Source organism: Amycolatopsis sp. NPDC005232, assembly GCF_040607795.1.
In the GTDB taxonomy this organism is placed as follows: Bacteria; Actinomycetota; Actinomycetes; order Mycobacteriales; family Pseudonocardiaceae; genus Amycolatopsis.
The window spans coordinates 42898-68687 of the sequence record NZ_JBEXHL010000019.1; the positions used below are offsets into that span (position 1 = coordinate 42898).

General features: G+C 70.3%; 23 protein-coding genes, 1 tRNA gene and 1 pseudogene. 11 read left to right on the plus strand and 14 right to left on the minus strand.

Going from position 1 to position 25790, the window contains the following annotated elements; all coding sequences use genetic code 11:
- Nucleotides 1-27: 27 nt before the first annotated feature.
- The 5 genes and pseudogenes from ABZU76_RS31485 (at nt 28) to ABZU76_RS31505 (ending at nt 5710) form a co-directional block, all read left to right on the plus strand.
- On the plus strand, nt 28-2184 hold the full coding sequence (locus tag ABZU76_RS31485; protein WP_354875806.1) for a beta-ketoacyl synthase: 2157 nt from the start codon (nt 28-30) through the stop codon (nt 2182-2184).
- 14 nt (nt 2185-2198) lie between these two features.
- Entirely contained in the window at nt 2199-3389 is a 1191-nt protein-coding gene (locus tag ABZU76_RS31490) for a cytochrome P450 (RefSeq protein WP_354875808.1), read from the plus strand.
- 22 nt (nt 3390-3411) lie between these two features.
- A complete protein-coding gene (locus tag ABZU76_RS31495; protein ID WP_354875810.1) occupies nt 3412-4626 on the plus strand; it encodes an MFS transporter in 1215 nt (404 codons plus the stop codon).
- Nucleotides 4616-4867 (plus strand): annotated as a pseudogene (locus ABZU76_RS31500) (leucine zipper domain-containing protein); the annotation flags it as partial. The gene ABZU76_RS31495 and the pseudogene ABZU76_RS31500, both read left to right, overlap by 11 nt.
- 330 nt (nt 4868-5197) lie before the next feature.
- Nucleotides 5198-5710 (plus strand): ATP-binding protein, encoded by a 513-nt coding sequence (locus ABZU76_RS31505; protein ID WP_354875976.1) that lies wholly within the window; start codon nt 5198-5200, stop codon nt 5708-5710.
- A gap of 45 nt (nt 5711-5755) precedes the next feature.
- Here the strand turns inward: ABZU76_RS31505 and ABZU76_RS31510 are convergent, their stop codons facing one another.
- The 6 genes from ABZU76_RS31510 to ABZU76_RS31535 all read right to left on the minus strand — a co-directional run bounded on the left by ABZU76_RS31510 (nt 5756) and on the right by ABZU76_RS31535 (nt 11308).
- Nucleotides 5756-6058 carry a hypothetical protein gene (locus tag ABZU76_RS31510; RefSeq protein ID WP_354875812.1) on the minus strand — a complete coding sequence of 101 codons (303 nt, stop codon included), beginning with the start codon at nt 6056-6058 and terminating at the stop codon, nt 5756-5758.
- Between the two features lie 67 nt (nt 6059-6125).
- A complete protein-coding gene (locus ABZU76_RS31515; RefSeq protein ID WP_354875814.1) occupies nt 6126-6971 on the minus strand; it encodes a carbohydrate ABC transporter permease in 846 nt (281 codons plus the stop codon).
- Nucleotides 6972-6981: 10 nt separating this feature from the next.
- Complete coding sequence (locus ABZU76_RS31520; RefSeq protein WP_354875816.1) at nt 6982-7920, minus strand: sugar ABC transporter permease; 939 nt, start codon at nt 7918-7920, stop codon at nt 6982-6984.
- Nucleotides 7921-7923: 3 nt separating this feature from the next.
- Nucleotides 7924-8802: a metallophosphoesterase gene (locus ABZU76_RS31525; protein WP_354875818.1), complete on the minus strand. Its 879-nt coding sequence runs from the start codon at nt 8800-8802 to the stop codon at nt 7924-7926.
- The gene (locus ABZU76_RS31530) at nt 8799-10181 is read right to left on the minus strand and encodes an ABC transporter substrate-binding protein (protein WP_354875820.1); all 1383 of its coding nucleotides are present in this window, start codon (nt 10179-10181) and stop codon (nt 8799-8801) included. Before ABZU76_RS31530 ends, ABZU76_RS31525 begins: the two co-directional genes overlap by 4 nt.
- On the minus strand, nt 10178-11308 hold the full coding sequence (locus ABZU76_RS31535; protein ID WP_354875822.1) for an ABC transporter ATP-binding protein: 1131 nt from the start codon (nt 11306-11308) through the stop codon (nt 10178-10180). The genes ABZU76_RS31530 and ABZU76_RS31535 overlap by 4 nt, the downstream gene beginning before the upstream one ends.
- A 327-nt stretch (nt 11309-11635) precedes the next feature.
- On the opposite strand from ABZU76_RS31535, the gene ABZU76_RS31540 reads away from it, so the two are divergent.
- Nucleotides 11636-12541 carry a PDR/VanB family oxidoreductase gene (locus ABZU76_RS31540; protein ID WP_354875824.1) on the plus strand — a complete coding sequence of 302 codons (906 nt, stop codon included), beginning with the start codon at nt 11636-11638 and terminating at the stop codon, nt 12539-12541.
- 155 nt (nt 12542-12696) lie between these two features.
- A complete protein-coding gene (locus ABZU76_RS31545; protein ID WP_354875826.1) occupies nt 12697-13473 on the plus strand; it encodes an MBL fold metallo-hydrolase in 777 nt (258 codons plus the stop codon).
- Nucleotides 13474-13518: 45 nt separating this feature from the next.
- On the opposite strand, the gene ABZU76_RS31550 is transcribed toward ABZU76_RS31545, so the two are convergent.
- Nucleotides 13519-13665, minus strand: a complete 147-nt coding sequence (locus tag ABZU76_RS31550; protein WP_354875828.1) for a hypothetical protein — start codon at nt 13663-13665, stop codon at nt 13519-13521.
- A 491-nt stretch (nt 13666-14156) separates the two neighbouring features.
- Between ABZU76_RS31550 and ABZU76_RS31555 the strand changes: the two genes are divergently transcribed.
- Together ABZU76_RS31555 and ABZU76_RS31560 are read left to right on the plus strand one after the other, a co-directional pair.
- Complete coding sequence (locus tag ABZU76_RS31555) at nt 14157-14522, plus strand: hypothetical protein (RefSeq protein WP_354875830.1); 366 nt, start codon at nt 14157-14159, stop codon at nt 14520-14522.
- A complete protein-coding gene (locus tag ABZU76_RS31560; RefSeq protein WP_354875832.1) occupies nt 14519-14785 on the plus strand; it encodes a hypothetical protein in 267 nt (88 codons plus the stop codon). Before ABZU76_RS31555 ends, ABZU76_RS31560 begins: the two co-directional genes overlap by 4 nt.
- A gap of 2 nt (nt 14786-14787) precedes the next feature.
- On the opposite strand, the gene ABZU76_RS31565 is transcribed toward ABZU76_RS31560, so the two are convergent.
- The 3 genes from ABZU76_RS31565 to ABZU76_RS31575 all read right to left on the minus strand — a co-directional run bounded on the left by ABZU76_RS31565 (nt 14788) and on the right by ABZU76_RS31575 (nt 16741).
- Entirely contained in the window at nt 14788-15777 is a 990-nt protein-coding gene (locus ABZU76_RS31565) for an adenosine deaminase (protein ID WP_354875834.1), read from the minus strand.
- Nucleotides 15778-15835: 58 nt separating this feature from the next.
- The gene (locus tag ABZU76_RS31570; RefSeq protein WP_354875836.1) at nt 15836-16324 is read right to left on the minus strand and encodes a hypothetical protein; all 489 of its coding nucleotides are present in this window, start codon (nt 16322-16324) and stop codon (nt 15836-15838) included.
- Nucleotides 16325-16441: 117 nt separating this feature from the next.
- On the minus strand, nt 16442-16741 hold the full coding sequence (locus ABZU76_RS31575) for a hypothetical protein (RefSeq protein ID WP_354875838.1): 300 nt from the start codon (nt 16739-16741) through the stop codon (nt 16442-16444).
- A gap of 370 nt (nt 16742-17111) precedes the next feature.
- Between ABZU76_RS31575 and ABZU76_RS31580 the strand changes: the two genes are divergently transcribed.
- Nucleotides 17112-17185, plus strand: a tRNA-Pro gene (locus ABZU76_RS31580).
- A gap of 312 nt (nt 17186-17497) precedes the next feature.
- On the opposite strand, the gene ABZU76_RS31585 is transcribed toward ABZU76_RS31580, so the two are convergent.
- The 4 genes from ABZU76_RS31585 to ABZU76_RS31600 all read right to left on the minus strand — a co-directional run bounded on the left by ABZU76_RS31585 (nt 17498) and on the right by ABZU76_RS31600 (nt 19959).
- Nucleotides 17498-17902 (minus strand): hypothetical protein, encoded by a 405-nt coding sequence (locus ABZU76_RS31585; RefSeq protein WP_354875840.1) that lies wholly within the window; start codon nt 17900-17902, stop codon nt 17498-17500.
- Between the two features lie 284 nt (nt 17903-18186).
- Entirely contained in the window at nt 18187-18705 is a 519-nt protein-coding gene (locus ABZU76_RS31590; protein ID WP_354875842.1) for a polyketide cyclase, read from the minus strand.
- A 667-nt stretch (nt 18706-19372) separates the two neighbouring features.
- Complete coding sequence (locus tag ABZU76_RS31595) at nt 19373-19588, minus strand: hypothetical protein (protein ID WP_354875844.1); 216 nt, start codon at nt 19586-19588, stop codon at nt 19373-19375.
- Nucleotides 19585-19959: a hypothetical protein gene (locus tag ABZU76_RS31600; RefSeq protein ID WP_354875846.1), complete on the minus strand. Its 375-nt coding sequence runs from the start codon at nt 19957-19959 to the stop codon at nt 19585-19587. Before ABZU76_RS31600 ends, ABZU76_RS31595 begins: the two co-directional genes overlap by 4 nt.
- Before the next feature lie 682 nt (nt 19960-20641).
- Here ABZU76_RS31600 and ABZU76_RS31605 point away from each other — a divergent pair.
- Nucleotides 20642-25597 (plus strand): AAA family ATPase, encoded by a 4956-nt coding sequence (locus tag ABZU76_RS31605; protein ID WP_354875848.1) that lies wholly within the window; start codon nt 20642-20644, stop codon nt 25595-25597.
- Nucleotides 25598-25790: the final 193 nt, after the last annotated feature.

The window sequence follows — 25790 nt, forward strand, 5'->3', positions numbered from 1 at the left end:
GGCCCCCGACACCGGAACGGACCCGCGATGACCGCCCAGCTCGACGCCCTCTCCTTCGACGGCGAACCCTTCGACGCTCTCCTCTGGTCGACCCCGGAATCCCTCCCGCCGGCACCCGACCCGCAGCAGCCGACCCCGGCCGACCTGGAGCCGCTGTCCACTCAGGACTCCCGGCCCGCACCGGCCGAACACCCGCCGACTCCTTCGACCTCACCCGGCGCCGACCCGGTGGCTGAGCTGCTCGGCGACGTCCGCGCCGAACTGGTGGCCGCGCACCTGTCCGCGATGGACGTGCAGACCGCGTGGCAACGCCGCACGCTGGCCGCTCTCGGGCAGCCCGCGACAGACAAGAAACCGGTGACCGGACAGACCTACCGCGTCGCTGCCGGCTACTCCCCGGACTCCGGCATCACCGTGGCCGCACAGCCGGGCCCCGCGAGCGCGATGCCGGAAGTCCGGCCCGCCACCACGATGAGCGCGTTCAAAGCACTGGCCCTCACCACGGTCACCACCCTCGACGCCACTGCCCTCGCGAGTCTGGTGCGCGGCGAGATCGCCGCGGTCTTCGGCCCCGCGTACGAGCAGCACGGCGACAACCCCGCCATCCGCCTCACACCCACAACGCACGCCCGGCTGACCCGGATCGCGGAGATCACCCGCCACGGCGGCCCGTGGCACCGCGGCCGGCTGCGCGCAGAATACGAGGGTCCGCTCGACCCCACGGCCGTCGTCGAGCTGGCCTGGCAGGCCGCCCAGGTCTTCGCACTGCAGGTCGGCCTGCACCTGTGCCTCGCGCAAGCGCGGTTCCACACCGGGCCTGACCAGTCCGAAGTGGACCTCACCCGAAACGCCACCGGCCCGGGTGAGCTCCTCCTCGACGTCGTGCAGCTCGACCTCCTCCCGCGCCCGTGGCTGCGGGTCAATGCCGAGCTGCGCCACGCAGGCGAGGTCGTCGCGCGGGTCCGCGGCCTGGTCCTGGAAATCCGCGAAGCCCCGGGCACGCCGGTCGGCCCAGCGGTGGGCGGCGTGATCACCACGTCGTTCGGCCGCTACAGCTCCACCGGCGAACGCGCGCTGCTGGGCGAGCTCCACATGACCCACAGCGCCCGCGGCGACCTGGGCATCGCGCTCGGGCCGGAGTTCACCGCCTACGCCGGTCGCCGTGCCACCCGCATGCCCAACCACGGGCTCCAGCTGTGCGACCGCGTGATGGCCGTCGAGGGGGAACGCGGCAACCTCACCGCGGCGACCAGCCGCACCGAGTACGACTCGCCCGCCGACTCCTGGTACTACGCCGAAACCGCCAACGCCTCGATTCCCAACGTCGTGTACATGGAGACCTCGCTGCAGTCCGCGCTGCTGCTCGGTTACTTCCTCGGCGCCACCCTCACCGCGCCCGAGGAGGATTACAGCCTCCGCAACCTCGACGGCACCGCGACCGTGCTGCGCGAGGTCGACCTGCGGGACAAGACGATCCACCAGACCACGCGCCTGCTCACCACCACCGTGATGGTCGGCGCCGTGCTGCAGAGTTTCTCCTACGAGCTGTCGGTGGACGGCGAACCGTTCTACGCCGGCGAATCCCTCTTCGGCTTCTTCAACGAAACCGCGCTCGCCAACCAGAACGGTCTCGACAACGGCGCCTACGTCCCGCCGTGGCAGCCGAGCACGCCCGCCCGCACCCTCGACGTCGCCGCCCGCCGGAAGAAGAACAACGGCGTCCGCAGCACGAGCGGGCACCTGGCGCTGCTCGACACCGTCGAGGTCGTCGACGGCGGAGGGAAGTTCGGCCGCGGTTATCTGCGCGCCGCGCGGCCCGTCGCCGCCGACGACTGGTTCTTCGCCTACCACTTCCACCTCGACCCGGTGATGCCCGGCTCGTTCGGCGTCGAGGCCGTGCTCCAAGCCGTGCAGGAATGGGCGCTCGACGCCGGGCTGGCCGACGGCCTGACCGACCCGGAGTTCGTGGTGCCCGCGGAGGTGGCGCTGTCGTGGCGCTACCGCGGCCAGATCCTCGCCGACGACCGCGAGATGACGCTCGAGGTCCACATCGAGGACGTGCAGCGCCGGCCCGGCCGCGTCCGCGTGATCGGCGAGGCGAGCGTGTGGAAGCCCGGGCTGCGGATCTACGAACTGACGGGCGTCGCCGTGGAACTGCGCGGCGCCGACGCCCGGCCCTGGTGAGGAGAGGCTTCGAAATGACCGACGTGGAGACCCCCCTGCCGCCGCTTTTCGCGCGGCGCGACGGATTCGACCCCCTGCCCGAGCTGGAACGCCTGCGCGTCGAACGCCCCGTGACTCGGGTCGAACACCACTGGGGCGTGCAGACCTGGCTCGTCACGCGCTACGACGACGTCCGCCTGATCCTCGGCGACCACAAGCGCTTCACGAGCGCGCCCCCGCCGTACTTCGCGACCGAACAAGGGGAAGACGGGGTCGAGGGCACGGGCTGGTTCATCGTCTACAACCCGCCCGCCCACACCCGGCTGCGCCGCATGCTCGCCGCCGAGTTCACCAAGCGCCGCCTCGCCCGGCTGGAGCCGCGGATCGAGGCCACCGTCGCCGAGCACCTCGACGAGATGGAGCGGGGTGGGCCGGGCGCCGAGCTCGTCGGCCAGTTCGCGCTGCGCCTGCCGATGCTGGTGATCTGCGAGCTGTTCGGCGTGTCCGTCGAGAGCCGCACCGAGCTGCTGCCGCTCAGCTCGAAGTTCACCGACTTCTCCCTCCCGGTCGAGGAACGCCGGGAGGCTTCCGAACGCGCCGGCGCCATCATGGTCGAGTTTGTCAAGGAGCAGCGCGCGAACCCGGGCGAGGGCATGCTCGGCATGCTGATCCGCGAGCACGGCGACGACCTCACCGACCGGGAGCTCGCCGGTGTCGCCGACCTGATGGTGCAGGCCGGCTACGAGACCACGATGTCGATGCTTTCGCTCGGCACCCTGGTGCTGCTGCGCCACCCCGAGTACATCCCGCTGCTGTTCGCCGGGGAGCAGGAGCTCGACCAGGTGGTGGAGGAGCTGCTGCGCTACCTGTCGATCACCCACAACCTCTTCCCGCGCGTGGCGCAGGAGGACGTGACGATCTCCGGCCTGCTCGTGAAGGCCGGTGAGCTGCTCATGTGCTCGCCGCCGATCGCCAACCGCGACGAGCGCCTCGGCGAGGACATGGACCGCTTCGACCCGACGCGCAAGTCCGGGCCGCACCTCGCGTTCGGGCACGGGATCCACCACTGCATCGGCGCGCCGCTGGCCCGGCTCGAGCTGCGGATGGCGCTGCCCGCGTTGTTCCGCCGCTTCCCGGGCCTGCGCCTGGCCGTGCCGTTCGAGGACATCGCCTGGCGCCCCAACACCAACTTCTACGGCCTGGACACCCTCCCGGTCACCTGGTGACCACCGACCCGAAAGGAGCTCGATGACCTCCGACACGGCCGTCGTGACCACGAGGTCCACCGCGCGCTGGCTGCCCGTCGTGATGCTGGCGCTCGGAGCCTTCTGCGCCGGCACCGACAACTACCTCATCGCCGGCATCCTGTCGGACATGTCGGCCGACCTGCACATGTCGGTGGCCGGCGGCGGCCTGTTCGTCACGGCGTACTCGCTGGCCTACGCGCTCGGCTCGCCGATCGTGATGACGCTCGTGCGGGTCCGCTCGCCGCGGCGGCTGCTGCTGGTGTCCATCGCGGCGTTCGTGGCGGTGAACCTGCTGGCGGCCGTCGCGTGGGAGCCGTGGGTGATGGCCGTCGCGCGGATCGCGGCCGGCTGCCTCGCCGGGCTCTACAGCCCGCTCGCCGCCGCGGCCGCGGCCGGCATGGTGCCGCCCGAGCGCCGCGGCCGCGCGCTGGCCATCGTGATGGGCGGCATCTCGATCGCCACGCTGGCGGGCGTGCCGATCGGCATCTGGCTCGCGAGCCTGTGGACGTGGCGCTCGGCGTTCGTCTTCGTGGCCGCGCTCGCGGTGCTGGCCACGGTCGGGATCGCGCTGAGCGTCACGGCGGGCGGGGCGGCTCCGTCGGTGCCGCTCCGGCAGCGGCTGGCACCGTTGCGGCGCCCGGCGGTGCTGCTGGCGCTGGTCGTGACGATCGCGGGCATGTGCGCGGGGCTCATGGTCTACACCTACGTGGAGCCGATCTTCGCCGCCGCACCCGCGGTGGGGGCGGGTGCCGTCGGCGTGCTGATCATGGCCCACGGCCTGGGCGCGCTCGTCGGCCTCGGCTTCGGCAGCTCCCTCGTGGACCGCTTCGGCTCGCGGCCGGTGCTGCTCGGCACGCTGGCCGTGTTCACCGTGGACATGGCGCTGTTCCCGCTCGCCTCGCAGACGCTGGTCTCGACGTTCGGCTACGTCTTCGTGTGGGGCATCGTCGGCTGGGCCTTCCTGCCCGCTCAGCAGCACAGCATGATCGCCGACGCGCCGCCGGAGCTGTCGCCGATGCTGCTCTCGCTCAACGGTTCGGCCATGTACCTGGGCATCGCGCTCGGCTCCGCGATCGGCGGGATCGTGATCTCGGGCCTGGGCGCCGGCCACATCTGGATCTTCGCCACCGCGTTCGCCGCGGTCGGCCTCATCCTGTCGTTCGTGCGGCACACCCGCCGGGCACCCACCACCGCCGACGACGCCGGTGGTGTCTGACGCCATCACCGAGTTGCTGATCGCGCCTGTCATCGCCGGACGACGGGTCGCGCATGTCGGCGCCGAGCTGGGGATCTCCCGCGCGGCCGGACACAAATGGGTCCGCCGCTACCGCAGTGAAGGTGACGCCGGCCTGTCAGACCGATCCAGCAGGTCACATCGCCCACCCCACCGCATCGCACCCGAGACCGAACGCCAGATCGCCGATCTGCGCCGGAACCGGCGCCTGGGCCCGGCCCGGCGAGCACACGGACGCGACGGCCGCGAACACCGCCGCGCCGGCTACGGGCTAGCATCGAGGCATGTGCTGCTGCGCTTCCATGACCACAACCGCCGCCTAGCGGCGGTACCGCGGTTCCTGCAACCGCGGTCGTTGCCTGTCCCGCACGGGGCAGTGCCAGGACGTACCGCCGGATCAGCGTCCCGCCGGCGTCACGCATGTTCCCGTGACGCCGGGTCGTCCTGCCTGATCAGGGAAGTCATGTCTCAGTCGCAGCATTTCGATTCACCGCACCCCCATGCACCCGGAGCCGGCACCGCGCGGCCCCCGCGTGCCGCCACCCTGTTCCTGATGGTCGGGCTCCCCGGGGCCGGGAAAACGACCCGCGCCCGAGAGCTCGCCGCAACCCACCGGGCACTGCGGCTGACCCCGGACCACTGGATGATCCCGCTGTTCGGCGATTCGATGGCCGACGGAAAGCGCTGGGCGCTCGAAGGGCGGCTCATCTCGGTCGCCCTCCAGGCGCTGCGGCTGGCGATCAGCGTCGTCCTCGACTTCGGGCTCTGGAGCCGCGACGAGCGGTCGGCGCTGCGCGGGCTCGCCCGGTCGGTCGGGGCGTCGTGCCAGGTGGTCTACCTGCCCGTGGACAAGGACGTCCAGCTCGGCCGCATCGCGCACCGCCAGGAAACGACCCCGCATCAGACGTTCCCGATGACCGAGGCCGACCTGGACGCGTGGCGGGAGCGGTTCGAGGTGCCCGACGCCGCCGAACTCTCCGGCGAGGAGATTCCCGCGCCGCCGGCGGGCTGTGCGGGCTGGCCGGAGTGGGCGGCGGACACCTGGCCCTCGTGCACCGACCTCTGACCCGGCCGGCGCGCCGCCCGTGATGAGGAGGGTGCCGTGGGGCTGCTACTCCTGCGCGGTCGTGGCCGGTGCGGGGATGAGACGGCGGCCGAAGATGCCGGCCGGGCGGACCGCCAGTTCGTCCTCTTCGGACTGCCGCAACACCTGGGCCAGCAGCGCGGCCGTCCGGTCGTCGAGTTCGGCAGGCACGTCGAGGAGGCCGCCCGAGACGCGCGGCTGCTCCAGCGCGGCGACGCGGCCGAGACCCCACAGGGCCGCCGCGGCCGGTTCCGTCAGCTCGGCGTCATCCTCGGCCGCGACGGCGCCCCGCGTGACAACCCAGACCGGCAGGGTGGCCTGGCACAGCAACGCGGCCGTCGCCGGGCCGTCCGGCAGGAAGGACAGAATGGCGGCGCGCGCGTCGGCCGCGGGTCTTCTACTTCAGACCGGATCGCACGAACGCACTGACTATGTGGCGGCGCAGCACCAGGTACAGCGCGAAGATCGGCAGGCAGGCCAGGCCGGCCACCGCCATCAGCGGACCCCAGTACGTGCCCTGGCCACCCTCGCTGATCATGAAGCTGCGCAGACCGAGCTGGAGCACGTCGTTGCTGCGCTGCAGCACCATCGCGGGCCAGAAGTACTCGTTCCACGCCGTGACGAACAGCAGGATCGCCAGCGCGGCCAGCGGGGCCCGCAGGTTCGGCACCACGACCGTCCACAAGGTACGCCAGGAAGAGCGACCGTCCATCTTGGCCGCTTCCAGGAGCTCCTTGGGGAAGCCGTCGAGGTGCTGGCGCAGCAGGATCACGCCGAGCGCCGAGCACAGGTTCGGCACGACCACGCCGCCGAGGGTGTTGAGCAGCCCGAGCTGCAGCAGCAGCACGTAGTTGGGCAGCATCGTCACCTGGAACGGCACGAGCCACGTGCCCACGAACAGCAGGTAGCACAGCCGTTTGAGCGGGAAGTTCCAGCCCGCGAACGCGTACGCCGCGAGCAGCCCGGTAAGCAGCTGGCCCAACGCGGTCAGCAGCGCCACCAGCGTCGTGTTGATCAGCAGCTGCGGGATGTCGACCAGCTGGATCGCGTCGGCGTAGTTGCCCAGCGAAAGCGGCCACGGGATGGGCGAGAGCGACAGCACCTGGTCGGGCCGGCGCAGCGAAGTCGCGTAGAGCCAATAGATCGGGAAGATGCAGAGCACACCGAGCGCGCCGAGCGCCAGGTGCCCGGGGAGGGCCCGCCAGCGCGGGCCCCGCCCGGGGAGCAGCACGGAGTCCACCATGGACGCCTCCTCAGTCGTCGTGGACGGACAGTTTCTCGCTGAGCAGCACCAGTCCCGCGGCGATGATGCCGAACACCACGAACAGCACCATCCCCGCCGCCGTGCCGAGACCGGCGTCGAAGCTGTGGAAGCTGTAGTCCCACAACAGGTAGTAGACGTTCGTGGTGGCGCCCGACGGGCCACCCTGCGTGATCGTGTCGATCAGCGGGAAGGTCCACTGCGCCGAGAGCAGCACCGTCATCAGCGCCAGGAACACCAGCGTCGGCGACAGCAGCGGCAGCGTGATCCAGCGGGTGATCTGACCACGCGAGGCGCCGTCGATCATCGCGGCCTCGGTGTAGTCGCTGTTGATGTTCGACAACCCCGCGGACACGACGAGCACGGCGAACCCGATGAGGTGCCACCCGGTCACCAGGATGATCGCGGGCTGCGCCCACGTGGTGTCGTGCAGCCAGTTCACGTGCGTGCCCAGCACACGGTTCACCGCGCCGCCCGACGGTTCGAGCAGCCACTCCCACACCGTCGCGCTGGCCACGGGCGCGACCAGCAGGGGAGCGAACACGAGCGCCTGGTACACCGCTCGCGCCCGGCCCCGCACGCGCTGGCCGAGCAGGCCGACCAGCACCGGGACCAGGAGCGTGAACGGGATCAGGCCCCCGATCACCTCCAGGGTTCGCAATGCGGATTGGCCCACGGCGGGCAGCTGGAACAACCGCACGTAGTTGTCCAGCCCCACCGGCGTCGCCGGCTGGGTGGGGAGCAAGTTCCACGAGAAGAACGACAGTTGCGCGGTCTGCACGAGCGGGCGGTAGGTCCAGATCACCAGCAGCGCCAGCGCCGGCAGGAGGTAGAGGTACGGCGGCGCCCCGCGCAGCAGCCGCCGCACGAGCGCCGGCCGGGCCACGCGCGACGGGATCACCACCACGGGCGCCGGGATTTCGACGAACATCGCTCACCCGTCCTTGCCGGAAGTGCCCGCGGCGAAGAACTTGTCCAGGGCGTAGCGCACGCGTTCCTCCTTGTCCTCGTCGTACACCACCGGTGCGTCGCCGATCTCGACCGCGGTGGCGACGAACGTCCCGTCGATCAGGTCGATGCGGCTGATCCCCGAGCCTCGGAGCCCGCGCATGCGGCCCGGCGGCGGGAGCGGGTCCGACCGGTAGGCCAGCGCCGGCCCGACCCACACCGGGATGCCGGCCAGCGATCCGCAGCCGGTGTGATGGGCGTGGCCGGTGACGATCATCCGCACGTCCGTGCTGGTCAGCGCCGCCGCCAGATCGCCCGCGTTGTGCAGCCGGAGCAAGTGCGCCGATGGCACGGGCGAGGGGAGCGGCGGGTGGTGCACGACCAGGAGCGTGCCGCGCGGAGCCGGGCTCGCCAGCTCGTCGCGCAGCCACTCCAGCTGGGCGGGCTCGAGCCGTCCGTCGGGCCGGGCCGGCGTGCTGCTGTCGAGCACGACGATCCGGACGCCTTCGATCCAGTGCACGGAGTCCACAGTGGCCATCAGGTCCGGCGAGTGGGGTAGCAGCTCCCGGCGGAACGCGGCCCGCTCGTCGTGGTTGCCCATGGCATACACGACTTCCGCGCCGAGCTCGGCCGCCGCCGGGGCCAGCGCGGAGGCCAGCCTGCGGTACGCCTCGGGCTTGCCCTCGTTGGCGAGGTCGCCGGTGAGCAGCAGGCCGTGGACCCGCGCCCGGGACGACAGGATCGTCCCGAGCGCGGTGTCCAGCGTGGCGAAGGTGTCGACGGTTCCGTGCAGGAGCTCGCCTTCGGCGCAGATGTGCGGGTCGCTCAGCTGGATCAGGGTCAGCTCGGGAGGCGTGAGCCTCACTTGCCGCCGCCGGGCAGCAGCGACGCGGTCTGCTTCGCCGCGGCGGTGAGCGACGTCTGCGGGTCCGCGCCTTGGAACACGGACTTCTCGACGGCGTCCATCATCGTGTCGCGGATCTGCTGGAAGCTGGTGCCCGGGAAGGCGACCCACGGCTCGATGTGCTGCAGCTGGGCTACGTTCGGCTTGATCATCGGGTTCTTGTCCGCCCACGGCTTGAGGTGAGCCGGGTCGTCGAGCAGGCCCAGGCGCAGCGGCAGGTAGCCGATCTTGCTGGTGATGACGTCGTAGGCCCCCGCGCTGGTCAGGAACTTGATGAGCTCCCACGCGGCGCGCTGCTTGGCCGGGTCCTTGGAGAAGACGTAGAGCGCGGCGCCGGAGTTGGTCGGCACGGTCGGCTTGTCCCCGAAGCTCGGCATCGGCGCGGCGCGCAGCTCCCAGCCGGCGCCCTGGGCACCCTTGAGGTAGCCGCCCTGCGCGGCGCTGCTCTCCAGCATCATGCCGAGGTCACCACGGGGGAACGCGGCAGTGGCCTGCACCTGGCTGAGCTTCGGCATGGCACCGGCGGTGACCATGTCCTGCATCTGCTTCACGGCCTGTACGGTCGGCGCCTGGTCGTAGGTCAGCTGCTTGCGGTCCTGCGACAGCACGCGGCCGCCGGCCGAGCGCACGAGGCTCTGGAAGCACCAGTCGCTCGCGGAGCGCACGAGGCAGTCGGCGTACGCGCCGTCCTTGCCGGTGGCCTGCTTGATCTTGGCGCCGTCCTGCTGGACCTCGGCCCACGTCTTCGGCGGGTTGTCCGGGTTCAGGCCGGCCTGCTTGAACAGCGTGGCGTTGTAGTACAGGACCGGCGTGGAGAGCACGAAGGGCACGCCGTAGGTCTTGCCGTCGACGTTGCCGATGGTGCGGATGGCGTTCGCGTAGGGGAACTGCCCGCCGAACTCGGAGTCGACCTCGCTCGTGCCGTACAGGTCGTCGAGCGGCTGCGCGCCGAGCTGGCCCGCGGCGAAGGCGAGGGTGTCGAAGCCGAGCTGCGCGACGTCCGGCGGGTTGCCGGCGGCGATCTCGGTCTGCACGCTGGAGGTGGAGTTGTGGGCGGGGTTCGGGTCGCTGCCGTTGGGCTTCTGCGGCGTGACCTTGATGTTCGGGAACTTCTTCTCGAACTGGCCGATGAGCTCGTTGAACGTGTCGGTCCAGGTGCCGGCGAGGCCGAAGTTGTAGCTCTCGAACACGATCGAGACCTGCTGACCGGGCGCGAGCTGCGGGGCCTGGGCCACAGTGGATGGTTGCGAGGCGGTCGGCGTGCCGACGCCGCAGGCCGACACGCCCAGCAGCGCGGCGAGCGCGAGCAGGCCGCCGGCGCGGGAATGGGGGATTCTCATGCGGGAACTCCTTGTTCTGTTTCTTCGGAGGGGAGGGCGGCGTCGGCGTGGTCGTCCTGCCAGCGCAGGCGACGGCCGGTGGTGTGGTGGAACACGTGGACGTGGGCGGGTTCGGTGGCGAGCCCGACCTCGTCGCCGGGCTCGAGGCCGAGTGGGCGGGGACCGCGGACGCACAAGCGCACGGAGCCGACGGTGAGGTGGGCGATCTCCTCGCCGCCGAGGTTCTCCAGCAGCCGCACGACACCGTGCAGAGCCGGACGCGGGCCGTGCGGACGCAGGTGTTCGGGACGGATGCCGAGGACGACCTCGGTGTCGGCGAGCTCACCGCGGCGGCCGAGCGGGACTTCGAGACCAGGCGCGACCGCGACGAGCTCGCCCTCGCGCGAGACGACGGTGGCGGGGAAGAGGTTCATCGGAGGGGAGCCGAGGAAGCCGGCGACGAACTCGGACGCCGGCTCGTCGTAGACCTCGGCCGGGGTGCCGACCTGTTCGAGCCGGCCCTGGTTGAGGATCGCGATACGGGTGGCCATCGTCATCGCCTCCACCTGGTCGTGGGTGACGTAGACGAACGTGGTGCCCAGCCGGCGGTGCAGCTCCACGAGCTCGTAGCGGGTGGAGGCCCGCAACTTCGCGTCCAGGTTGGACAGTGGCTCGTCGAGCAGGAACGCGCCGGGGTCGCGCACGAGCGCCCGCCCGAGGGCGACGCGCTGGCGCTGCCCGCCCGAGAGCTCGCGCGGGCGCCGGTGCAGCAGCTCGGACAGCTCCAGCGTCGCGGCGACCTCGTCGACCTTGCGCCGCACGTCCTTGCGGGACTCGCGCCGGGCGCGCAGCGGGAAGCCGATGTTGCGCTCCACCGACAGGTGCGGGTAGAGCGCGTAACTCTGGAACACCATCGCGAGGTCGCGCTCGCGCGGCGGGGTGTGGGTGATGTCGCGCCCGTCGAGTTCGAGCTGCCCGGCCGTGAGCGGGGCCAGCCCCGCGATGGCGCGCAGCAGCGTGGACTTGCCGCACCCGCTCGGCCCGAGCAGCACAAGGAACTCGCCGTCGGCGATGTCCAGCGTCACCCCGTCGACCGCGGTCACGGCACTGAAACGCTTGGTTGCTCCTCGAACCCGGATGTGGCCCACCGAATTTCCCTTCGATCTCCTCGCTGATGCCGACGAATTGGAGCACGCCGGAATGTCCGGAGGATGAACGGCAGGCCAGGCTTCTTCGAGCTTTTGTATTGCCTTTGACCTGGGAAAATAGGTTTTCGTGAGCGGTTGTCGATCGCTTTCGACGACGCTGTTATCAGGGTTTTTTATCGTGCCATTGCGAAACGGAATCGGTGCACTGATCCCTGCTGAAGCGAGTCTATTGCAATTTCCGATCAGGCGAGTCGAAATCGGCGAAGGAAGTCCTCTCGCCCGCGCGCGGTGCCCACTCTGGACGCATCGCGACGCGGAGGAGGACACGTGCGGCAGGTACGGGTGACGGCCAGGACGACGGAGGCCGAGGACGTGGTGTCGTTCGCGCTGAGCGGCGACGGACTGCCGGCGTGGACGCCGGGCGCGCACATCGACGTCGAGATGCGGCCGGGCGTGACGCGGCAGTACTCGCTGTGCGGCGACCCGGCCGAGCGCGACGTCTGGCGGATCGCGGTGCTGCGCGAGGACCCGGGCCGGGGCTGTTCCCGCTACTTGCACGATTCGCTCGAGCTCGGTGCAGCCGTGCGGGTGAGCGACCCGCGCAACAACTTCGAGCTGGTCCCGGCGCCCGCGTATTCGTTCGTGGCCGGCGGTATCGGCATCACGCCGCTGCTGCCGATGCTCCGCGCGGCCTCGGCGGCCGGTGCCGAGTGGACGCTCTGCTACGGCGGCCGGCGGCGCTCGCGGATGGCGTTCCTGGACGAGCTGGGCGCGTACGGCGACCGCGTCCGCGTGCTGCCGGAGGACGAGTACGGTTTGCTGCCGCTGGCGGACATCGTGACCGCGGGCGACGTCGTGTACTGCTGCGGGCCGGAACCGCTGCTCGCGGCCGTCGAGAAGCTGTGCCCGGCGGCGCGGTTGCGGATCGAGCGCTTCCACCCGCGCTCGGTCGACTTCGGACCGGCGGAGTCGTTCGAGGTGTTCGCCTCGCTGTCCGGGCAGACGGTTCGGGTGGGGGAGACGGAGTCGATCCTGGACGCACTCGACCTCGCCGGCGTCGGCGTGCCGTCCTCGTGCCGGGAGGGCACCTGCGGCACGTGCGAGACGTCCGTGCTCGACGGCGAGGTCGACCACCGGGATTCGGTGCTGACCGAGGAGGAACGCGCGTCGGGCAAGTCGATGATGATCTGCGTCTCGCGGTCCCGGTCGGCGCGGTTGGTCCTCGACGTGTGAGTGGTGCTCGATAGGCAGTGCCAATCGTGCGGTAGCACTTTCGCGCGCCGGGCTGTTCCGGTGGTCCGGACCGGTCATGCTGCGCGGAAGCCCTGCGAACCCCAGTAGAACGGAAAGCGAACATGCACCTCACCGTCCTCGGTTGCCGGTCCGGAATGCCGGCCGACGGCCAAGCCAGTTCGGGCTACCTCGTCGAAACCGCCTCGGCGCGGCTTCTCCTGGACTGCGGCCCCGGCGTCGCGACCGCCCTCTCCGCGGTCTGTGACCCGACCGGCCTGGACGGCGTCGTCATCAGCCACCTTCACGCCGACCACTGCTACGACCTGCTGCCCATCGGCAAGTCCCTGCTGTCCGCCACCCTGACGTTCCCCGGCGGCCCCGCCGCACGCCGCTCCTCCCCGCGCCGCGTCCCCCTGTTCGTCCCCGCCGGCGCCACCGAGGTCTTCACCCGCTGGGCCGCCCTCTTCCCCGTCACCACGATGCCCTTGCTGGACAAGGCTTTCGAGCGGGCCTTCGACGTCCGCGAATACCAGCCGGGCGACCGCTTCGATGTCGGTGACGCCACCATCGGCCTCCACGAACTCCGCCACGTCCTCCCCAACTGCGGCATCCGCGTCGAGTCGGGCGGGGCTGTTCTGGCTTACACAGGCGACACCGGGATGACTGATGCGGCGGTGAAGCTGGCGGCTGATGCGGATTTGCTGCTGGCGGAGGCCACGTTGAGCGCGCCGGATGTCACGGATCATGGTCACCTGAGCGCCGGCGATGCCGGGGAGATCGCCACTCGGGCGGGCGCTCGTTCACTGGCTTTGACCCACTTCGCCTCCGGCGACGCATCGTGGCTCTCGAACTTGCACACCACCGCAGCTGCTGCTTTCGACGGCCCGATCCGCTTGGTGCGCGGTGGGGATCGGATGACCGTGGGGGAGTGAGACCGCACAACTCCGTCGATGACAGCGAAGATCATCGGCGCGGCATCACTTGATCGGCAGGTGGACGGCGATGTCTGGCAGCGCCTGCAGGGTGGCGGTGTCGACGTGGCCGGCGGACACCACCGCGGCGTTCCCGCACCCGTCGCCGACGGCCGGCAACATCCGCTCCAGCGCGGTGCAGGGCGTCCGCACGAGGAAGTCACGAACGCGCCCGGATGAGGCGACCAGGCATGCGCTCGAGCTTCCGCACCGTCCCGTGCTTGAGCTCGTTGAACCGGACGCGGCCCCAAGCCTTCTTCGCGTTGCCCTTGCTCGCTTCGTCCTGCCGGCCTCGGTGCGGGCCTGGACCGAGCGCCCGGGCATCGAGTCGACGACGTCCCCTGCGCTGTTGCCCGCCAGCGCGTCGCTCGCCGTGCCGGCGACCGCGTCCCCCGCGGCCCCTCCGCCGGCACCGATTCCGGCCGCACCACCTCCGGGCCGCGATCGCGACCGCGGCTCCCAGCGCCAGTATCAGACCGCCGCCTTTGCGTCGGCCCTTGATCTTGACCCTTCGGCCGTCCGGCAGCGTTACCCAAACAATCACGCACTACAGACGAACAGGGTTGCCGCGCGTTTTCTTCATTCAACCGGCCGCGGCCATTCTCGGTTGATCGCGGCGAACCGGATAGGGCACGGTCGACAGGGTGACCATCGATCCGCCGAGGCCGCTCACCGCGCGGGAACGCGCGATGCTGGAGCTCGTGCTCTCGCCCGACTTCGCCGGTGCGGCGGAACTTCGGCACCAGTCGACGTCCGCCGCCGTCGTCGGCCGCTGCGACTGCGGCTGCCCCTCGGTCGACCTGCGGGTGGACGACTCCGCGCCGCCCGCCGCGTTGACCGCGCGGCTCGTCCCGTTCGAACTCGAAGTCCTGCCGTCCGACGACGAGTCCCCAGGCCAAGTCCTCGTCTTCACCGACGAGGGCCGGTTGAGCTACCTGGAGTACGTGTACTTCGACCAGCCGCCCACGGACTGGCCCGACCTTCGCCGGGTTCGGGTGGTCGGCCCGTGAGCGCCGCCCGGCAGCCGGATTTGACCGAGATCGAGGCGCAGTTCGTCGCGCTCCTCGACGGGCGCATGACCCGTGACGAGGTCGACCGGTGGGCTGGCCGGTGGTTGACGGATGATCGCCTCTCGTGGAACAAGCTGAGCCTGTGGGCGTTGGACCTGCTCTTCGGAATCGACCTCCGTCACGGGCCTGATGGCGACTACCTGCATGACGACGCCCAGGTGCGGGGCTGGCTGGTGGAGTTCAGGAGCCGCCGCGCCGGGTGACTTCACGGGCGCTCGTTGCCGGACAGCTCCTCGAACACGCCCCGAAGCTCCTCAGGATGCGCGAACGAACCACTGAAGCTGTTGCGCGCCAGCGTCCTGACCTCGGCTTCGGCAAGCCCGAGCGCGTCGGTGACGGCTGCGTAGTTCTCGTTGACGTAGCCGCCGAAATACGCCGGGTCGTCGGAATTGACGGTCACCGGGACACCGGCGTCCATCAGCCGCTTCAACGGGTACGTCGTGAGGTCGTCCGTCACGTGGAGGCGCAGGTTCGAGAGGGGGCACATCGTCAGCGTCACCCGCTCGTCGGCCAGCCGGGCGACAAGGCCTGGGTCCTCGGCCGCCGCGTAGCCGTGGTCGATGCGTTCCACGCGGCACACGTCCAGCGCCTGGGCGACACACGCGGCCGGCCCCTCTTCTCCGGCGTGGCACGTGGTGCGGTAGCCCTCCGCACGAGCGGCGTCGAAGTAGCGCGCGAACTTGGCCGGCGGGTTCCCACTCTCGGCACCACCGAGACCGACCCCGAGGACGCGGTCCCGCCACGGCCGGACCACCTCGAGCAACTCCAGCGCGTCAGCCTCTGCGCGATGGCGAGGCGCGCTGACCAGAAGGGCGCCGTCGATGCCCCAGGCTTCGCGCGCTTCGTCGATCCCGTCGACGATCCCGCCGAGCTGGTCGTCGATCGGGATGTCGTGGTCGAGGAAGGCCTGCGGGCCGAACAGCATCTCCGCCCGCCGAACGCCTTGGTTCGCGGCGCGCTCCAGGTACGCGACGGTCAGTTCGCGGAAATCCTCGCGCGTGCACAGCACCCGGCAGCCCTGGAAGTACACCGACAGGAAGTTCTCCAGCCCGGTGAACGAGTACGCGGCCCGCAGCTCCTCGGGTCCCGGCCACGGCAGCTGAACGCCGTTGCGGGCGGCGAACCGCACCGTGTCCTCGGGCTCGAGCGTGCCTTCGAGGTGGACGTGCAGCTCCGCCTTGGGCAGCGCGATCAAGAGTTCCTCCCGGGATCCGCGAAGTGAACTGACCGATTCACTTCCGGCGGGAGTCTACCTACCCGGGCAACAGCGCAGCGACGGCCCGCTCATGCGCAGCGTCGACCTCGGCCGGCGGCGTACCGCAGATCAGCGCCATCTGCAGCCCCCGCCACAACGCGACGATCGCGGTCGCGGCGTCCCCAGCCTCCGCGACTTCACCCTGAAGCGCCTCCGTCACGACAGCCGCCCACCGCTGGCCCGTCTGGGCGAGGAACTCCGGGTGTCGCCCTGGCACGTCGGCCGCCATGCCGAACCTCGCGAAGAACAGCTGCAGATGCGGCAGCCGCGCCGGATCCGCGATGTGCCGCCACGCCGCGCTCACTCGCTCGGCCGGCTTCCCCTCTGTAGTGAGGATCTCGCCAAGCCGATCGAGCAACGAGGTCCCTCCGAGGATCTCGTCCACCGCGGCAGCGACCAACGCATCGAGCGACCCGAAGTGGTAAAGCAACATCCGATTGTTGGACCCGATACCGCGCGCGAGCTCACTCAACGACAGGTCGACCACACCACGCCCGAGGATGAACTCGCACGTTTCACGCAGAAGCCGCGCGCGCTCAACCGGTCCACTCGCCACGCCGCGATCGTAGGGCAGGCCCCTGACCTGCCCACTTCGCGTGGTTGCTCACCCCATGACCGTGTGCCCCACGGCGCGCAGCAGCTCGCTGAGCCAGACCAAGTGGTAGGCGAGAGGGGGTCGCTCGCTCTCCACCAGCTGTCGCACATGCTCTTCGCACTCTGTCAACTGCCCGATGGTGAGCGCTTGCGGCTCCTCGGTGACGTTGTAGAGCGCCTCGGGTGGGATGGACCAGAAGTAGTCGGCATCCACCGCCACCAAGTCCCCGTGGACCTCCCGCACGTGCTCGAACAGCCTCTCGGCGGCCGCGGCCAACTGGTCAAGCCGGATGCCGTTCGCGGTGGTCAACTCGCTCTGCCTTCCTGAAGACTCATCGCGCTGACCCTATTCGAGGGGCCGTGGCGCCACCTCCGATTTTCTTGCGGCACGAGGAAACCACGCAGCCCTTGGCGGAGTTCAGCGGTCCCGTGTGGGCAGCCTGTCGGTCCGGTGCCCACTTCCAGGCAGCCGGCGACAGCTCACCTGCCACGTGCTGGCTCCCCTGACGCTCGCCACCCGCGGGCCCGAGCGCCGCTCGGCAGGCATTGGTGCGTCACCCTCTGTTGCCGGTGTTTGCGCAGGTCGGGCCGTAAATGTGGGCCTCCCTGCAACCCCCCGATCGCGACCCGCTACAGTACTCACATCGCGCTTCACGGAGCACCTCCGGGGAGCACGGGTCCGGGCTGTGGCGCAGTTTGGTAGCGCACTTGACTGGGGGTCAAGGGGTCGCAGGTTCGAATCCTGTCAGCCCGACCGGAAAAAAAGCCGTTTGACTTGGGAAAGCGCCAGGTCAAACGGCTTTTTTGAGATCATGCGTTTGATCTTGCTGGTCAACAAGGCCCCCAGTTTGGGGACCATCGTCGGACATGCCGGGCCGATCCGGTGACCAAACCAAGAACGGTCGCCGGAAGACGAAGAACGCCCGCAGGAACGCGCGCGGTTCGTCCTCGACGAGGCGAACAAGAGTTTCCGTTTCAGCGCGTCCGGTTTGGCGCGCTGAACTCGGGAGGCACCCGGGTAGGGAAGATCACCCGGGTAAACTGTCCGGGTGGGTTCGAGTAGGTGCTAACGCTGGCCCGGCGATGTGCCCGAGGTGTCGACGAGGCCGAACTCGCGGGCGGAGACTATGGCGGGGTCGATCCGAAGGACCAGACGTCGCTCAGCGAGCGGCGTGTCTTCGTCGTTCACCGCGTAGACAAGCAACGCGGGGCGTGGTTGTGGCGGTCGATCGCTCCTCGCGCCGTCCCTCACCACGAGCCTCGCAGACCAGGTCAGCTCGATCCGCCCCGGCGCGGTCTCACGCCAGTTGAACTGCGAGGCTTCGCTGTAATCGGGACGACTGAACTGAAACCGCCCCGAGCCATCGGGGCTGATCACGAGGGACTCATCTTCAAAGGTGCTGTGGTAGAGCCCCGCTGATTCCGACGACCAGGTGCCGACCCACCCATCCAGGCGCTCACCTTCGTACACGGGACCAGCTTCGCACGCTCCACGTTCCCTGCACGTGATGATTCATTGCAGCCGACAGTTCGGCTACGCCGAGGCAGGCACAGCCGTTTCGATCGCGTCGAGCATCGCAGACCAGGGCAGTTCGCGGCCCGGAGCACTGCGCGGCTCGTCAGATGTGCTGTCGCTGGCGGCAATGTGCACGGACCCGTCGCCGGTCATACTCGAGCAGTGGGCGTCGTCTGAGGCATTTCTTTGCCGCTGCAACTCAGCGGATTTGCCCGCGGCAATGACCCCAGTCAGGCCCACTAATCCTGGACCGTGGCCTGATGGTGATGGCGCTCGGCGAGTTTCTTCCAGTTCAGCAACTGCCGTCGAGCCATGATCAGGTCGCCGACGGACAGTCCGAAGGCCGCCCAGCGGTGGGATTGCATAACGGCCTTGAGCAGCAGGCGTGTGGTGCCATGATCCTGGGGCACGACGACGTAGGACATGAAAGCACCCATGATGGTGCCCGTCAGCTGTTTCCCCGGGGCGACCGAGACGACCCGACCCAGCTCACGCCCGCCGGCGGTCGTGAATCTGTCTCCGACGTGAGGCTCGGGAAGGCGTACCAACTCGCGAGGTGAGCGGCGGCCAAGATTGTCGATCCAGTCGTACGAATATGGCGCAAGCCTCACTTGTGTGACCCACGGCCACACCGCTTCGGCGGGCGCCTCGACGCGCACGCCCCGCCAAGCCTGCAGCGCGGGCGAGGTGACGAAGTCATCGCACGGGTAGGAGCGCACGATCTCGCTGGCAGTCACACCCCACCGGTCACCGATCATGCATCCCCCTTCCACCAAGAACCCCTTTGGTCGGCGGTCGAAGCCTGGCACGCGCATCGGCAGGTAGGACTACAGGACCGGACCCCTCGTCTCCATAGTTACACAACGTATCCCCGGCACGGCCAAATATCTCGCCACTAACTGGCCGCCGGCCCGTGAGCTGCGCAAGCCCCCACAGTCGCGCGGGCGGTTCGTCATCGAGATCGATGTAGGGCGCGGCCTTCGATTAGTCGCTGACGGGATCACGGTAGGCAACGTCGCCACCGAGCGCCTTCGTAGGTCGGCGACGAACGAACTGTCAAGACCGCCGCTGTGCACCATGATCGGTACTGGGCCACGCGCCTGAGCGGTGCTGGGGCAAGTCGTGTGGAGGGTTCTGGGCAGCTGGGAGCCGCGGAAGCCGGGATTGGATTCTGACGGCTGTTTCCTGCAGACCCTCTCCCTCTTGGCAACAACGGACTACGGGGTGTTCTGCACTCGATCATCGGACGGTGCCCGTGCCAGTCTGGCCTCCGCCGGGAGCAAGGTGTCGATACTGAGCTGTGGCAGGAGGTTCGGCTAGGGGCGGCAGGGACTGGGAAGAAGGGGCCAGGCTGCCTCCGTGCGTCGGCCGTCGTGCGGGGTGAGATGAAGACGCACTTCGACGATGGGGTGTTATCGCTGGAGCTCATCGGGTCACCTCCACCAGGTCGTATCGGGTGTGCAGCTCGGTCCAGTCGGCGTGGTGCCTGCCATCAGGGGTGTGCCAGCGACCATCTGGGCCGGCGCGCCACTGGCGCATCAAGTCGTCGCGGACGGTCGGCCTGTCGGCCGGCGCGGGCCGCGCACCGAGCCCGGCCGCGAGCCACACCCGCGCCCGCCGCGGGGTCTCGGTGGTAGTCATGACCGACCAACTGCCCGCTGCTGCTCGCCCCAGTGAGCGCGCCACGCCCTGATCTCGGTAGCGGGCGAGGTCGTGTCGATACCCGGGTCGCAGCTGAACTCGCGCGCCGCCTGCACGGCCTGCTCATCGCGCCGGATCAACGGGGGCAGGACTCGGCAGTGCTCGGGCAGCACGCACATGCCGGTCCAGTAGTCGATCCCGCCGAGGACCCCGTTCGCGGTGGGTTCGAGCGCCGGCGCCACGCCCAGGCCGCCGATCGGCAGGTACGGGCGGGGCATGGCCACCGTCACGCCGCCAATCTCCTGCTCGTTCTTCACCACGGAAACGCCCTGGCCAGAAAGATGAAAGGACACGAGGTCGAGATAGGTCATCGCTTGTTTCCTTTCCTGGAGGTCTCAGAGGTCTTCGGAGCTGCGAGGCGAACGGTGTGGTGGGCCTCGGCGTGCAGAGCCGGCGCCGACTCGCTCGGAACCGGATCGACCGGCCACAGGTTGGGGTGGGGTTCCCAGCGCTGCGGGGAAGCCCGGGATGTCGGACCAGTCCAGGGCTTCGGGCCGCCCGGCTGATCAAGGCCAGACCCGACGATGGGGACCACGCAGGGACCACACGTCATGCACGCCGACGAACGACCAGGCGATTCAGCAACACCAGTTGATTAAGGCCGCCCCTGAGCTGCAAAAAGCCAACTCCCACGCCCCGATAGCGCACGCCGGCGGTGGTAGTCAGGGTCGGCTTCGCCGTCCAGGAAGCCCCGATGGACCGCCTTCACCAGCTCCGGCCGGCACGTGGTGCACGGCATTGGCGAAAGCGCCGCCCCGGTCAGCAACACCGCCATGCGGGTCGCGTGGACGCTCGGCATCCGGGCGTGGACCAGCATGTCCGGGACAGCACGAAACCGCCGTCGTTTTCGGACTGTCAAGACACGCCTGTGTCACGCAATCGGTCAACTCGGAAAGCCGGACGAACCCGAAACTGATTCACATTCGCTCGAAGGGTCGAAATCGCGCCGGAACAGGTGTAGGCAGAAGTCGCGGTGGGGCGTGGAGGTGTCGGATGGACACTGGTGGGCTGCCGGGGCGGGATTCGGCCGCTCAGGTAGCCGTGCTGAGTGAGACCGGGCGTACGCGCGTCTGCCGGGTGTCGCTCGGGAAGCGGACCGTGGTGAGCAAGCAGCCGCTGGGCCCGGACGCACACGAGAGGCTGCGGCACGAGCGCGCGATGCTGGAACGGCTTCGCGGGGTTCCGAATGTCGCGCAACTGCTGGACGCGCCACGGTATGAGGGCTCGATTGTGCTGGCGGATGCCGGCGGCCGGAGCCTGGCCGGGCGGGCGGAGCCGCTGGCCGTCGATGTTCTGGTCGAGGTCGGGCTGGGGGTGGCCCGGGCCGTCGCGGCGATGCACCGGCGCGGGGTGTTGCACTGCGACATAACCCCCGCGAACGTCGTGCTCTCCGGCGACGGCACCCCGTGCCTGGTCGACTTCGCGCTGGCCGCCTCTTTCCCCGATTCCGCTCCGCCGGCCGCAGGGCGCCGGGAGATCGTCGGGACGCTGGCCTACCTCGCGCCCGAACAAACCGGGCGGACCGGCCGTGCGGTGGATCAGCGCAGCGACCTGTACGCGTTGGGGGCCACGCTCTACGAGCTGTCGACCGGCGCGCCGCCGTTCGGCTCCGGCGACCCGCTGCGCCTGGTTCACGACCACCTGGCCCGGGTCCCGGCGCCGCCGGTCGAGGTGAACCCGGCCCTGCCGGCCCCCCTGTCCGAGATCATCCTGCACCTGCTGGACAAGGAACCCGACAACCGGTACCAGACCGCGGAAGGTGTCGTCCACGACCTGGAACGGTTGCGCGACGCCCGCGCCGGGCGCACCGCGGAACCGATCCGGATCGGGTACCACGACTTCCCGCGCCGGCCCGTCGCCCCCGCCCGGCTGGTCGGACGCGAGGCCGAGTTGGCGCAGCTGCAGGCGGCGTTCGAGGACGCGCTGGCGGGCCGCTGTCCAGGCGTGCTGATCAGCGGCGCGGCGGGGGTCGGCAAAACCGCCCTGGTCCATGAGCTACGCCCGGCGGTGGCGAGCCGGGGCGGCTGGTTCGTGGCCGGCAAGTTCGACCAGTACCGGCGCGATCTGGAATTCGACGGGGTGTTCCAGGCGTTTCGCGCGCTGGGCCGGCTGCTGCTCGCCCAGCCGGAGAGCGAGCTGGTCCAACTCCGGCAACGGATCACCGCCGTGGTCGGACCGAACGCGGGCCTGCTCACCGCCGTCGTGCCGGAATTCGCCGCCCTCCTCGCCGTCCCCCCGGACCCCGGCGACCCGCTCACCGCGCAAGTGCGCGCGCAACACAACGGCGCCCGGCTCATCCGCGCGATCGCCTCCCCGCGCCGGCCGCTGCTGCTGTTCCTCGACGACCTGCAATGGGCCGGCCCCGGCCCACTCGGCTTCGTCGACCTGCTGCTCGACACCGACCCGATTCCCGGCCTGCTCGTGGTCGGCGTCCACCGGGACAGCGACGGGGAAACGGCACAGTCACCGGTGCTGTCGCGATCTCGTGACCGACCCGGCGTGCGGTACCTGCAGCTGCCGAACTTGCCCACCCCAAGCCTGATCGACCTGGTCGCCGACATGCTGCACGCCGACGCAGCCGCGGCGGCAGGTCTGGTCGAGGTGATCGCGCCACGCACGTCCGGCAACCCCTACGAGACCGTGCAGCTGCTCACCGCACTGGCTCGCCACGGCGTCCTCAGCGCGACCTCGGCGGGATGGCAGTGGGCCCCCGCGGCGGTGCGCGCCCACCTGGGCCCGGCGGAGGACTGCGACCTGCCGGCGTCGCAGATCCAAGCCCTGCCTCCCGAGTCGCGGCAGCTGGTGGAGGCGATGGCCTGCCTGGGCGGGCAAGTCGAGACTGAGGTGCTGCGGGCCGCCACCGGCGAGCCGGCGAACGTGGTGGCACAGGGCCTGGCCCCGGCCGCCGACGAGGGTCTCCTCGTGCTGGAACGCGGCGCCGCGAGGTTCCGCCACGACCGCATTCGCGAGGCCGTCCTGCGCGGGCTCAGTCCAGAGCGGCGCAGCGCCCTGCAACTGGCCATGGCACGACGACTGGCCAGAGCACCTGACCTGTTCGCGGTCGCCGCCGAGCAGTACTTGCCGGTGCTCGACGACGTCGAGGACGACCTCGAGGAGCGGCGAGCGGTGACCGAGCTGATGCAGCGCGCGGCCGGCCAGGCCGCGCTGATCGGCGATCACGCGCTGGTGAACGCGCTCCTGGCGGCCGCGCTGCGGGTCGTGGACCCCGCCGAGACCGCGGTGGCGCTCGAGCTGCGCACGGCCCGGCAGTCGGCGCTGTTCAGCTTGGGCCGCCTGGTGGAGGCCGACGAGGAGTACCGGGAGATCGAGCGGCTCTGCCCGAGGGCACCGGACCGCGCGGATGCGACCGCGATTCACGTGCGGAGCCTCAGCTACCAGGGCCGGTTCGGGGAGGCGATCAGCCTGAGCCTGCAGTCGCTGCGCGAGTGCGGGCTCGACGTCCCGTCGGCCGAGCGGCTCCCCGCCGCGATCGACCGGGGGTTCGACCTCCTGCACCACTGGCTGGAGCACAGCGACCCCGCCGACGACGGGGCCCGGCCGGACCTCACCGACCCCGTGCTCCTGGCTGCGACCCACGTGCTCGACGCGGCGTTCCTGGCGGCCTACTTCGCCGCCGATTTCGCCTCGGTCGCGTGGGTCGGGCTGGAAGGCTTGCGGATCTGGATCGAACACGGCCCCGGCCCGACCTTGCTCGGGCCGGCCGGCGCCGCCGCCTACTGCGCCGTGGCGCAGCGCGGCGACTACGTCGGCGGATACCAGGCGGCGCGGCGCCTCCTGGCGTGGGCCGAGGCCCGCGGCACCGAACCCGGCACGGCGCGGGCGCGCCACAGGTCCGCCCTCTTGAGCTGCTGGCTGGAGCCGATCGAGAACGGAGTCCACGAGGCTCAGCAGGCCCGGGAGGGTCTGATCGCCGGGGGCGACCTGACGAACGCCGGCTACACCTACCTTTTGACAGTGCGGTCCCTCGCGGACTGCGCGCCCTCGCTGGACAGCCTCCTCACCGAGGTCGACAGCGGACTGCACTTCGTGCACCGGACCGGCAACGAGCAGACCGGGCAGGTGCTCGAGACCTACCGGTGGCTGGCCGACGTGCTCCGCGGCGACAGCCCTCCCGGCCCGATCACCCTCGACCGGTTCACCGACAACCCGCTCGCCCTTCTCCACGCGTATCTCGCCCGCGCGATCGCCGCCGCCGTCTCCGGGGATCTGGCCGGTCTGATTCGAGAGAGTGCGGCCGGAATGCGGCTGCTCCCGGTTGCCGCCGGTTTCTACCCCACCGCCGTGATCCGCTCGCTGCACGGGCTGGCCCTCGCCGAGCGCGCCCGCGCGGCCGACGGCGACGAACGCGCGGCGCTGCTGTCCGAGCTGGACGAAACGACGGGCTGGCTGGCCGCCCGGGCCGCGGACGCCCCGGACAACTTCCTGCACCTGCTGCGGTGGGTGGAGGCCGAGCGGGCGTGGGCGGCGGGTGAGGTGCAGGCCGCCGAGCTAGCGTTCGACGCGGCCCGCAGCGAGGTTTCCCGCCGCGCCCGGCCCTGGCACCGTGCGTTGATCACCGAGCGCGCCGCGCGCTTCCACCTGGCCCGCGGCCTGGACCACGCCGGTCGCGAACTGCTCGCCCAGGCCCGTCACTCCTACGCCGCCTGGGGCGCGAGCGCCAAGGTCACCCGGCTCGATGGGGCTTACCCCGCCCTGCGACGACACTTCGACGCGAGCCTCGGACCGGCAATGGACCAGCCCGGCGAGCTTCTGAATCAACCCGGCGCGGTCACCACTGGCACCCTCGACCTGCTCGGCATTCTCTCCGCGTCCCAGGCACTGAGTTCCGAGACCAGCATCGAGCGCTTGCACACGCGCGTCGTCGAGGTGCTCAGCACGATGACCGGGGCCACCGACGTCCGCCTGCTGTTGTGGAGCGACGACCAGCAGAACTGGCTGCTGCCCGAACCCGCGGACACCCCCGGCGACGACCGCGCGGTGCCGATGTCGGTGCTGCGCTACCTCCGCCGGACCGAGGCACCGCTGGTGATCGACGACGTCGTCCACGATGAACGGTTCGCCCACGACGCGTGCTTCACCGACCTCCCCGGCTGCTCGCTCCTCGCCGTACCCATCCTCAGCCGCGGAACCTTACGAGCCGCGCTGCTGCTGGAAAACCGTCTGATCCGCGGCGCGTTCACCACCGACCGGCTCGACGCCGTCAAGCTGATCGCCGGGCAACTCGCCGTCTCCCTCGACAACGCCCAGCTCTACACCCAGCTCACCGCCTCCCGAGCCCGCATCGTCACCGCCGCCGACCAAGCACGCCAGCGCGTCGAACGCGACCTGCACGACGGTGCCCAGCAACGCCTGGTTGCCCTCACCCTGCGCCTGCGCGCGATCCAAGCCGAAATGCCACCGGACGCCGGTCACCTCACCACCGAACTGGACCACCTCGCCGCCGAAACCACCGGCGTGCTCGACGAGCTCCGCGAAATCGCCCACGGCCTCCACCCCGGCATCCGGGCCACCGGCGGACTCACACCGGCCGTTCGCGCTCTCGCCCGCCGCTCGCCGATCCCGGTCGAGCTCGATCTGCACCCGCTGCCACCACTGCCCGAGCCCATCGAAGTCAGCGCCTACTTCATCATCGCCGAAGCCCTGACCAACGCGGCCAAACACGCACGCGCGTCCTCGGTCACCGTCACCATCGATCCCGACCCCCCGACCGGCGTCCTTCGCATCACGGTCCGCGACGACGGTGTCGGCGGCGCCGACCTCGCCCGAGGCACCGGGCTGCTCGGCCTCAAAGACCGCGCCGAAGCCATCGGTGGCTGGCTCCACTTCCAGAGCCCAGCCGACGCGGGCACCACCCTGCACGTGACCCTTCCCCTCGCAGGACCGGACCGGAGATCATCCCGGCCGACGAGGGCACCGTCGTCACCATGACATGGGCCGACATCCGGGGCGTGGGCCGGCATGTCTGTGACTGCTGTGAAAATGCGCAAGTCGAGAAGGCTTGCCTGGTCGCCGATGTCGCTGTGTTCGCACGTCACGCGAAGAGATCAAGGGGTCGCTGAGCACTTGCCGCAACAACAGGGCGATGCCCCGAGGCTCACTGAAAGAGCCCCGGGGCCACAAC